This is a genomic window from Xanthobacter sp. BG11Y11_SDJG (genome assembly GCF_057364445.1).
This window is the reverse complement of the sequence record NZ_JBNFNU010000147.1, coordinates 1-9,534: the sequence shown is the minus strand read 5'-3', so window position 1 is coordinate 9,534 and position 9,534 is coordinate 1. Positions and strand designations below refer to the sequence as shown.

10 protein-coding genes and 2 pseudogenes are annotated in these 9,534 nt (G+C 70.2%); 9 read left to right on the top strand and 3 right to left on the bottom strand.

The window, feature by feature from the left end:
- Positions 1 to 9 precede the first annotated feature (9 nt).
- The 4 genes and pseudogenes from AC2W7M_RS13355 to AC2W7M_RS13340 all read left to right on the top strand — a co-directional run bounded on the left by AC2W7M_RS13355 (position 10) and on the right by AC2W7M_RS13340 (position 3,516).
- Complete coding sequence (locus AC2W7M_RS13355) at positions 10 to 423, top strand: L,D-transpeptidase family protein (RefSeq protein ID WP_486132766.1); 414 nt, start codon at positions 10 to 12, stop codon at positions 421 to 423.
- Positions 424 to 567: 144 nt separating this feature from the next.
- Complete coding sequence (locus AC2W7M_RS13350; RefSeq protein ID WP_486132764.1) at positions 568 to 1,371, top strand: (Fe-S)-binding protein; 804 nt, start codon at positions 568 to 570, stop codon at positions 1,369 to 1,371.
- A gap of 4 nt (positions 1,372 to 1,375) precedes the next feature.
- Positions 1,376 to 2,843, top strand: a pseudogene (locus AC2W7M_RS13345) (lactate utilization protein B).
- Positions 2,774 to 3,516 (top strand): annotated as a pseudogene (locus tag AC2W7M_RS13340) (LutC/YkgG family protein). Before AC2W7M_RS13345 ends, AC2W7M_RS13340 begins: the two co-directional pseudogenes overlap by 70 nt.
- A 17-nt stretch (positions 3,517 to 3,533) precedes the next feature.
- On the opposite strand, the gene AC2W7M_RS13335 reads toward AC2W7M_RS13340, so the two are convergent.
- Positions 3,534 to 3,842, bottom strand: coding sequence for a hypothetical protein (locus AC2W7M_RS13335; protein ID WP_486132763.1), 309 nt, complete (start codon positions 3,840 to 3,842; stop codon positions 3,534 to 3,536).
- A 256-nt stretch (positions 3,843 to 4,098) separates the two neighbouring features.
- Between AC2W7M_RS13335 and AC2W7M_RS13330 the strand changes: the two genes are divergently transcribed.
- The 3 genes from AC2W7M_RS13330 (at position 4,099) to AC2W7M_RS13320 (ending at position 5,394) form a co-directional block, all read left to right on the top strand.
- Positions 4,099 to 4,824, top strand: coding sequence for a thioesterase domain-containing protein (locus tag AC2W7M_RS13330; RefSeq protein WP_486132762.1), 726 nt, complete (start codon positions 4,099 to 4,101; stop codon positions 4,822 to 4,824).
- Between the two features lie 100 nt (positions 4,825 to 4,924).
- Complete coding sequence (locus AC2W7M_RS13325; RefSeq protein ID WP_486132761.1) at positions 4,925 to 5,068, top strand: hypothetical protein; 144 nt, start codon at positions 4,925 to 4,927, stop codon at positions 5,066 to 5,068.
- Positions 5,047 to 5,394 carry a hypothetical protein gene (locus AC2W7M_RS13320; protein ID WP_486132760.1) on the top strand — a complete coding sequence of 116 codons (348 nt, stop codon included), beginning with the start codon at positions 5,047 to 5,049 and terminating at the stop codon, positions 5,392 to 5,394. The genes AC2W7M_RS13325 and AC2W7M_RS13320 overlap by 22 nt, the downstream gene beginning before the upstream one ends.
- A gap of 2 nt (positions 5,395 to 5,396) precedes the next feature.
- On the opposite strand, the gene AC2W7M_RS13315 is transcribed toward AC2W7M_RS13320, so the two are convergent.
- On the bottom strand, positions 5,397 to 6,326 hold the full coding sequence (locus AC2W7M_RS13315; protein ID WP_486132765.1) for an AzlC family ABC transporter permease: 930 nt from the start codon (positions 6,324 to 6,326) through the stop codon (positions 5,397 to 5,399).
- Between the two features lie 209 nt (positions 6,327 to 6,535).
- Positions 6,536 to 7,471 (bottom strand): LysR family transcriptional regulator, encoded by a 936-nt coding sequence (locus tag AC2W7M_RS13310; RefSeq protein ID WP_486132759.1) that lies wholly within the window; start codon positions 7,469 to 7,471, stop codon positions 6,536 to 6,538.
- A gap of 149 nt (positions 7,472 to 7,620) precedes the next feature.
- On the opposite strand from AC2W7M_RS13310, the gene AC2W7M_RS13305 reads away from it, so the two are divergent.
- The gene (locus AC2W7M_RS13305) at positions 7,621 to 9,117 is read left to right on the top strand and encodes an FAD-linked oxidase C-terminal domain-containing protein (RefSeq protein WP_486132758.1); all 1,497 of its coding nucleotides are present in this window, start codon (positions 7,621 to 7,623) and stop codon (positions 9,115 to 9,117) included.
- A gap of 45 nt (positions 9,118 to 9,162) precedes the next feature.
- The coding region (locus AC2W7M_RS13300; protein ID WP_486132757.1) for an FAD-binding protein at positions 9,163 to 9,534 on the top strand (372 nt) is incomplete at its 3' end.

Below are 9,534 nucleotides of genomic sequence, written 5' to 3'. Positions count from 1 at the left end.
GGTCCGGGCGTGCGCAAGCGGGAGGGGGACGGCCGCACCCCGGTCGGCCGCTATCGAATCCTGAGGGTCCTTTACCGGCCCGACCGCATGGCGCGGCCGAACACGCGCCTGCCGCTCGCCGCCATCCGCCCCGATGACGGCTGGAGCGACGACCCCGCCGACCGGCGCTACAATCGGCCGGTCAAGCTGCCGGTCTCCACCTCCCACGAGCGCATGTGGCGCGACGACGCGCTCTACGACCTGGTGGTGGTGATCGACCACAACACCCGCCCGCGCATCGCGGGCCATGGCTCGGCGGTTTTTATCCACGCGGCGCGGCCCGGCTTTCGGCCCACCGAGGGCTGCGTGGCGCTGAAGCCGGCGGAACTGAAGCGCCTGGTGGCGCGCCTGGCCCCCGGCGCCGTGATCGAGATCGCGCCCTGACAGAGGCCGCGCCGCACCCGCCCGAAACCCCGCTCGCTTTCCGCCGGCCGCACTCCGGTGCTATAGGATCGTTCTAAGGAGCGGTCTCCGGCGCCGCACGTGCCGCGCGGGTTCCGATCCGGCCTCGAAGGTCCCAGGGTCTCCATGCATCCAGCTTCCCCGACCGAGACGGACGCCGGCAAGACGCCCCGCGTCGGCCTGTTCTGCACCTGCCTTGTGGACACCCTGCGCCCCTCCGTGGGCTTTGCGGCGGCCAAGCTGCTGGAGGAGGCCGGCTGCGAGGTGGATGTGCCTCGCCAGACCTGCTGCGGCCAGCCGGCCTTCAATTCCGGCGACCGCGCCACGTCCCGCGCGCTCGCGGAACAGGTGATCGCCGCGTTCGAGGGCTACGATTACGTGGTCGCCCCGTCCGGCTCGTGCGCCGGCATGATCAAGGCGCACTATCCCGAGCTGTTCGTCGGCGATCCCGACTGGATGGGTCGCGTCGACCGCTTCTGCGCCAAGGTGTTCGAGCTGGTCTCGTTCCTGGTGGACGTGCGCGGCGTCACCCGCGTCGCGGCCGCCTATGAGGGCGCCGTCACCTATCACGACAGTTGCTCGGGCCTGCGCGAGCTCGGCGTGAAGCGCCAGCCGCGGGCGCTGCTCGCCACGGTGGACGGCCTCTCGCTGGTGGAAATGGGCGAATCCGACACCTGCTGCGGCTTCGGCGGCACCTTCTGCGTGAAGTACCCGCAGGTGTCCGACGCCATCGTCGGCAAGAAGGCGGACCATATCGCCGCCACCGGCGCCGGCACCCTTCTGGCGGGCGATCTCGGCTGCCTCATGAACATGGCCGGCAAGCTCCAGCGCCAAGGCAGTCCGGTGCGCGCGCGCCACGTGGCCGAGGTGCTCGCCGGCATGGGCGACGGCCCGGCCATCGGCGAGCCGGCCCCTTCCGGGAAGGCGTGACCCCATGAGCGTCGAGATCACTTCGCCCGCCTTCAAGCAGAACGTCGCCCACGCGCTGGACGACGTGAACCTGCAGACCGCGCTCGCAAAAGTCGGGCCCGGCTTCATCTCGCGGCGCCTCGCGGCGTCGGACAAGCTGCCGGAATTCGAGGCCCTGCGCGACAGCGCGCGGGACATCAAGGACCACACCCTCGCCCATCTCGACCTCTATCTGGAGCGCTTCGAGGCCAAGGTGAAGGAGATGGGCGGCCACGTGCATTTCGCCGTGGACGCGGCCGAGGCCCGCGACATCGTCACCGACATCTGCACGCGCCTCGGCGCCAAGACGGTGACCAAGGGCAAGACCATGATCTCCGAGGAGATCGGCCTCAACGATCACCTCGCCGCGCGCGCATCGAGCCGGTGGAGACCGACCTCGGCGAATATCTGATCCAGATCCGCGGCGAGGCCCCGTCCCACATCATCGCGCCCGCCATCCATCTCACCAAGGACCAGGTGGAGGCGGACTTCCGCCGCGTGCATGCGGACCTGCCGCCCGAGCGCGACCTTTCCGAGCCCACCTCCCTTCTCGCCGAGGCGCGCGGCAAGCTGCGCCAGCGCTTCCTGGCGGCGGACGTGGGGGTGACGGGCGCGAATTTCCTGGTGGCGGAGACCGGCACCTCCATCATCGTCACCAACGAAGGCAACGGCGATCTCACCCAGACCTTGCCGAAGGCCCATGTGGTGCTCGCCTCGATCGAGAAGCTGGTGCCGACGCTGGAGGACGTGAGCCAGCTCCTGCGCGTGCTGGCGCGCTCGGCCACGGGCCAGGAGATGAGCGTCTACACCACCTTCTCCACCGGCCCGCGCCGCGCCGGCGATGCCGACGGGCCGGGCGAGTACCACGTGGTGATCCTCGACAACGGCCGCTCCGGCATGCTGGCGGGGCAGCTGCGCGAGATGCTGCGCTGCATCCGCTGCGGCGCCTGCATGAACCACTGCCCGGTCTATCATGCCATCGGCGGGCACGCTTACGGCTGGGTCTATCCCGGCCCCATGGGCGCGGTGCTCACCCCCTCGCTGATCGGCATCGAGAAGGGCGCGAACCTGCCCAACGCCTCCACCTTCTGCGGCCGCTGCGAGGAGGTGTGCCCGGTGCGCATCCCGCTGCCGAAGCTCATGCGCCACTGGCGCGAGAAGGAGTTCGAGCGGCACCTGACGCCGGCGCCGCAGCGCTATGGGCTCGGCGTCTGGGGCTTCTTCGCCCGGCGCGGCTGGCTCTACCGGCCGGCGACGCGGCTCGCCATGGGCGCGCTGGCGCTGCTGGGGCGGACCAAGGGCCGTTTCTCCAGCCTTCCGCTCGCCGGCGGCTGGACCAAGTATCGCGATTCCCGGCGCCGCAGGGCGACACCTTCCAGGCGCAATGGCGCAAGCGCAAGGAGCGCGAGGCGCTGGCGCGCGCCGAGGCGGCCGCCGCCAAGGGAGACGCCTGATGACCTCCTCCCGCGACACGGTCATGTCTTCCATCCGCCGGGCGCTGGGCGTCACCTCGAAGGAGGCGCCACGCCGCTTCGAGGTGGAGGAGCGCATCGCCCGCCATCCGCGCGGCGTGCTGCCGCAGCGTGCCCAGCTGCCGCCGGACGAGCGGATCGCTCTGTTCGAGACTATGGCGCGCGCCGCCGATGCGAGCCTCGACCGCCTTGCGTCGCGCGACGAGGTGCCCGCCGCCATCGCCGCCTATCTGCGGGCCCGCAACCTGCCCTCCAGCATCCTGCGCGGCGCCGACCCGCGGCTAGCCGACCTGCCGTGGCAGAGGGAGCCCAACCTCGACGTGTGGATCGGCCCGTCCGATGGCCGACAGCTGGTCGGCCTCTCCCACGCTTATGCCGGGGTCGCCGAATCGGGCACGCTGGTGCTGCTCTCGGGACCGGACAATCCCAGCACGCTCAATCTCCTGCCGGACCACCATCTGGTGGTCATCGACGCCGCGGACGTGGCCGCCGACTATGAGAGCGTCTGGGATCGGGTGCGGACCCTGTTCGGGCCGGGGGTGCTGCCACGCACGGTCAACTGGATCACCGGCCCTCGCGCTCGGCTGACATCGAGCAGACCCTGCTCCTCGGCGCCCACGGGCCGCGGAGCCTGCACATTCTGCTGGTGGGCTGAGCCGGACCCCGTTCGGGTCAGTCCCCGGTCCGGTGGATCCAGATGCCCAGGGTCAATCCGAGCGTCAGACTGACGAAGACAGCGAATGCGATCGTCAGATAGCCCCCGAAGATGAGGCCAACGACGGCGCCAAAAACGCCGGACAGAAGCGCAACGATGAGAATGCCGCCGGGCGGCATCAGAGGTGTGTCGGCGCCACCTTGCACCGGGTTGCGCCGCTCTTCCCTCTCGTCGCCACGGAGCCCGATATTGGCCAGCATCTGGCCCAGCCGTTGTCCGGCTGAGCGTTCTTCTCCTAGGGAACCGTCCCAGTAGGCATAAGCCACTCAATCCTCCTCATCCTGACTTGAGGGATTGCGGTATGAATGGGCAGCAGCTTACACAACCCTAAGTTAAGTCAGTCATCACCTAGATACCTAAACCTAGCCGTCGCGGTAAATCTGCCGATTGGTGCAGATGTGCAACGCCGCCGGCCTAAAATCAGGCTGCCGTTGGGGATTGTTGCGCGCGGCAAACACTCCCCTGTTGCCCCGGGACCCGTTTGACGGCAGAACTCGGACGCCAGCTCTAACGGTGTCCCTCATGATGTCCGCCTTGCGCCCCGTCTTCGCGCTGATCTTTGCGCTCTTCCTGTCGGCCGGCCTCTCTGCCGGCCCGGCGGCAGCGCAGAATACCGGCCACGTCTACCTGCTGCGCGGGCTCGCCAACGTGTTCTCGCTCGGCATGGACGAGCTCGCCGAGAAGCTGAATGCGCGCGGCATCACCGCCACCGTTCACGAATACGGGGTGTGGCCCCAGCTCGCGGACCAAGCGGCGGCCGAGAGCCGCGCCAACCGCAACGCTCCCATCATCATCGTCGGCCATTCGCTGGGTGCGGATGCCGCCATCGAGATGGCGCAGCGGCTGACCGCGCTCGGCACCGCCCCGCGCCTCGTCGTCACCTTCGACCCGGTGGGCGTGACCAGCATCGGTCCCTCGGGCGGGCGGTTCGTGAACTACTACCAGTCGAACAACGGCTACGGGAAGCGCCTCGCCACCGGGCCGGGCTTCAAGGGCCGGCTCGACAACCGCAACCTCGACGGGGCCGGCAGCATCGACCATTTCAACATCGAGAAGTCGCCGCGCCTCCATGCCGAGGTGATCTCGATGGCACGGGCGCTCACGGCCCGGCCCAAGCCGAAGCCCAAGTCCGCGGAGCCGGCGGACACTGCCGCTGCGGCGTCGGCGCCGGCCAAGCCCGAAGCGGTCCAGCCTGGCGCGGCGAATGCGAATGCGCCGGCCGTGACCGGCAGCGCCAAGCCGCTCTGAGGCGATCGCGGGTGGGGGCACCCGCCGGGACGGCTTTTTTACCGGCGCGGACCGGCCTCGGCCGACAGGGCCGTCGGTGCGGCCGGACACGGGGAGAGCCATGCCCGAGATCGTCGTGCTCGAGATCGTCGCGCGCGTCGTCGCCTATCTCGCATCCTTCGGCATTCTCGGCGGATTGATCCTCGCCGCCGTGGCCGCGGGGCCCGGCCAAGGCGCGCCGCCGTGGCCGACTGGCCGACGGTGAAGGCGCACATCGTCGATCCGCCCCTGCCCCCGCGCGCCCTCGGCTCGCTGGCGCGCGGCCTGCGCTACCGTTACCAGGTGGACGGCCGGCTGCACGAGAGCGGGCGGCTGACTTTGCTCGACTGGCCCGCCGGCATCTGGCCCGGCCGCTCCGCTTTCGCCCGGCGCTTCCAGGCCGGGGCCTATGTGGATGCGTTCATCAATCCGGCGCTGTCGGACGACGTGATCCTCGACCGCGCCGTCCCTCCGGTGCGGGCGGTGCATCTCGGCCTCGCCGTGGCGCTCGCCTGCGCGCTGATCGTCGCCGCGCGGCGGCTTCTCTTCTGAGGTCAGGAAAGGGCGCGGATTGCCGCCGCCACGGCCATGGCGGCGAGCACGGCCAGGAAATCGCTCTTGGTGAGTTTCGCCACCGCCAATGCGGCGGCGAGGCCGCAGAGCATGGCGGCGTCGCCGCGCACCGCGTTCGGGACCAGCAGCGCCACCAGAACCGCCCCCGGCAGCGCATCGAGCACCCGGCGCACGCGCGGCGTCACCGGCACGAGGCGCATCAGGAAGAAGCCGGCGGTGCGGTTGAAGATGGTGGCCGCCGCCATGACGCAGATGGCGAGGAGCGTGCCGGGATCAACGCTCGTCATCGGTGAACCCTCCGGCGAGCGCGCCGGCCACCGCGCCGATGGCGATGAACCACCAGCCCGGCAGCAGATAGGACGCGGCGAGCGAGGTCGCGGCCGCGGTGCCCAGCCCACCGCCTCGCGCCGGCCGCGCCAGTTGGGCAGCAGCATGGCGATGAAGAAGGCGGGCACCACGAGGTCGATGCCGATCGCCTTCGGGTCCGGCACCCCCCCGCCGACCACGTGGCCGGCAGCGGTGGAGACCACCCACAGCACCCAGGTGATCAAGCCCGCGCCGACGAAATAGCCGACGTCCGAGCCGCCCTCGGCGCGGTAGCGCATGGCCGCTGCCCAGTTGTTGTCGGCGAGCAGAAGCAGCGAGGCGTAGCTCTGCCAGGCCGGCAGCTGGCCGAGCCACGGCCGCATGGCGGCGGCCATCAGCACGTGGCGCAGATTGATGGTGAAGGTGAGGAGGCCGAGGGCGATGAGCGAGGAGAAGGTCCAGTTCTGCGTCCAGCCCTCCAGCGCCACCATCTGCGCCAGGCCGGCGAACACCAGGCCCGACGACAGAGCCGCCTCGGCGAGCGTCAGCCCCTTCTGCGCCGCGGCGGCACCGAACGCCATGCCGAAGGCGGCGAGGCCGGGCATGAACGGCACGGTCTCGCGCGCGCCGCGAACGGCACCGGGAAAGTGAGCGTGGCGGGAGCTTTGGCGGCAGGCATGGGACCAGCTTGTGAGGGCGCCCCGTTATGGCCGAGCAGCGGCGAACGACCAACCCGATTTCCGCAGCCGCCCCGGCGCCGGCCATGCGCTCAGCGCAGGGCCGTCTGGCGAACGCCATGCGGTCGGGGATCCCCTCACGCCGCGGCGCGGGTGTCGAATAGGTGCTCCAGCCCCTGATCCCAGGGCGGGACGGTGCCATAGAGGCCGGCGAGGTGGTCGATGAAGACGCGCACCTTCTGCGGCAGGAAGCGCCGCGAGGGATAGACCGCGAACAGCCCCACCCGGTGCGAGGCCCGCCATTTCGGCAGCACCACCTTGAGCGCGCCGGAGCGCAGCTCCGGCCCCACATCCCAGGTCGAGCGCAAGGCGATGCCGACGGAGGCGAGCGTCGCCGCCCGCACCACCTCGTTGGAATTGGTGCGCAGCGGCGAATGGGTGCGCAGGGTGATCGGCCCGTCCGGCCCCTCCAGCCGCCAGGGGTCCTGGCTGTGGGTCGCGAGCAGCACGTGCTGCGCGAGGTCGGCGATGGATTTCGGCTCGCCCGCTTTCTTCAGGTAGTCCGGCGTCGCGCATAGCACCCGATGCACCGGCGCGAGCCGGCGCGCCACGAGGCTCGAATCGTCGAGATCGGCGATGCGCACCGCCACGTCGAACCCCTCGCCGACGATGTCCACGAAGGCATCGGACAATTCCAGGTCGACCACGAGGTCCGGGTTCGCCGCCAGCAGCGGCCCGAGGAACGGCGCGATGTGCAGGCGCCCGAACGAGGTTGGCGCCGCCACCCGGAGCAGCCCCCGCACCTCCGAGGACTTGCGGGCCAACTGGTTCTCGGCCTCCTCGATGGAGGCGAGGATGTTCACCACCCGCTCGTAGAAGCCCTGCCCCGCCTCGGTCAGCGTCACCTTGCGGGTGGTGCGCTGGAACAGGCGCGCGCCGAGCCGCTCCTCCAGGCGCTGGATGCGCTTCGACACCACCGGCGGCGACAGGCCCAGTTCCCGCCCCGCGGCGGACAGGCTGCCCGCAGTGACGATGCGCGCGAAGATTTCGAGGTCGCCCAGATTGCCGATCATCGCTCAGGTCCGCGGCGGGCCGCCCCCGCCGCGGGGCCGATCTTTTCCCATTCTGAAATAACTTTATTCCATGAGGCAACAATAGGCGACAGCTTTTGCCTCTCAACCGATTATAGTGGCGCCAAATAGAACCGTTAAAGGATGCCGCCATGACGGGCCTCAGGCTGCCGGAAGCGGATGAGCGGGTTCTGGCCCGCCGGGAGGAAATCGTCGCCGACCTTCGGGCCATCGTGCCCGGCGAAGGGGTGATCGCGACCGAGCGCGGCATGCGCCCCTATGAATCGGATGCGCTGACCGCCTATCGCCAGCTGCCGCTGGTGGTGGTGCTGCCCTCCACCACGGAACAGGTGGCCGCCATCCTCAGATATTGCCACGCGAACGAGATCCGCGTGGTGCCGCGCGGCTCCGGCACCTCGCTCTCGGGCGGCTCGCTGCCGCTGCAGGACGCGGTGCTGCTCGGCATGGGCAAGTTCAACCGCATCCTGGACGTGGACTACGCCAACCGCTGCGCCGTGGTGCAGCCGGGCGTGACCAATCTCGGCATCACCCGCGCCGTGGAGCAGGACGGCTTCTATTACGCCCCGGACCCCTCCTCGCAGATCGCCTGCTCCATCGGCGGGAACGTGGGCGAGAATTCCGGCGGCGTGCACTGCCTGAAATACGGCCTTACCACCAACAACGTGCTGGGGGTGGAGCTGGTGCTCATCACCGGCGAGATCGTGCGGCTTGGCGGCAAGCACCTCGATGCCGGCGGGCTCGATCTGCTCTCGGTGGTGATCGGCTCGGAGGGCCTGCTGGGCGTCGTCACCGAGGTCACGGTGCGCCTTCTGAAGAAGCCCGACACCGCCCGCGCTTTGCTGGTGGGTTTCCCCACCTCCGAGGATGCCGGCGACTGCGTCGCCCGGATCATCGGCCAGGGCATCATCCCGGCCGCCATCGAGATGATGGACCGCGACGCCATCGCCGCCGCCGAGGCGTTCGTGAATGTCGGCTATCCGCTCGACGTGGAGGCGCTCCTCATCGTCGAGCTGGACGGTCCCGAGGCGGAATGCGCGCACCTGCTCGGCGAGGTGGAGGCGATCGCCCGCGACTGCCGCGCCGTGACGCTGCGCGTGTCGCAAACCGAGGAGGAGCGGCTCGGCTTCTGGGCCGGCCGCAAGGCCGCCTTCCCGGCGGTGGGCCGCCTCTCGCCCGATTACCTCTGCATGGACGGCACCATCCCGCGCAAGGAGCTGCCGCTGGTGCTCTCGCGCATGCGCGAGCTGTCGCAGCACTACGGCCTTAGGGTCGCCAACGTGTTCCATGCGGGCGACGGCAACCTGCATCCGCTGATCCTCTACGACGCCAACAAGGAGGGCGAGCTGGACGCCGCCGAGGCCTTCGGCGCCGACATCCTGCGCCTGTGCGTGGAGGTGGGCGGCGTGCTCACCGGCGAGCACGGCGTCGGCATCGAGAAGCGCGACCTGATGCCCGAAATGTTCAACGAGGTGGACCTCGCCCAGCAGCTCAGGGTGAAATGCGCCTTCGACGACAAGGGCCTGCTCAACCCCGGCAAGGTGTTCCCGACCCTGCATCGCTGCGCCGAACTCGGCCGCATGCACGTCTCGGGCGGCGCGCTGCCCTTCCCCGATCTGCCGCGCTTCTGAGGCGCGGCATCCCCTTCACCGAACCCCGGACGGCGCGGCGCGACCATGGAAACCACGTCTGGCGACTTGAGCGGCGACATCTTCACCCCCTATGACGAGGCCGGCGTCGCCGACGCGGTGCGGGCTGCGCTCGCCGATGCCAAGACGCTGGAGATCGCCGGGCGCGGCACCCTGCGCGGCCTCGGCCGGCCGATCCAGACCGCGCGCACGCTCGACCTCTCCCAGCTTTCGGGCGTCACGCTCTACGAGCCGGAGGAACTGGTGCTCTCGGCGCGGCCCGGCACGCCGCGCGGCGAGATCGAGGAGATGCTGGCCGCGCGCGGCAGATGCTGGCGTTCGAGCCCGCCGATCTCGGCCCGCTGTTCGGCAGCGCGTCCTGCGCCGGCACGCTCGGCGGCCTGTTCGCGGCGAACCTCG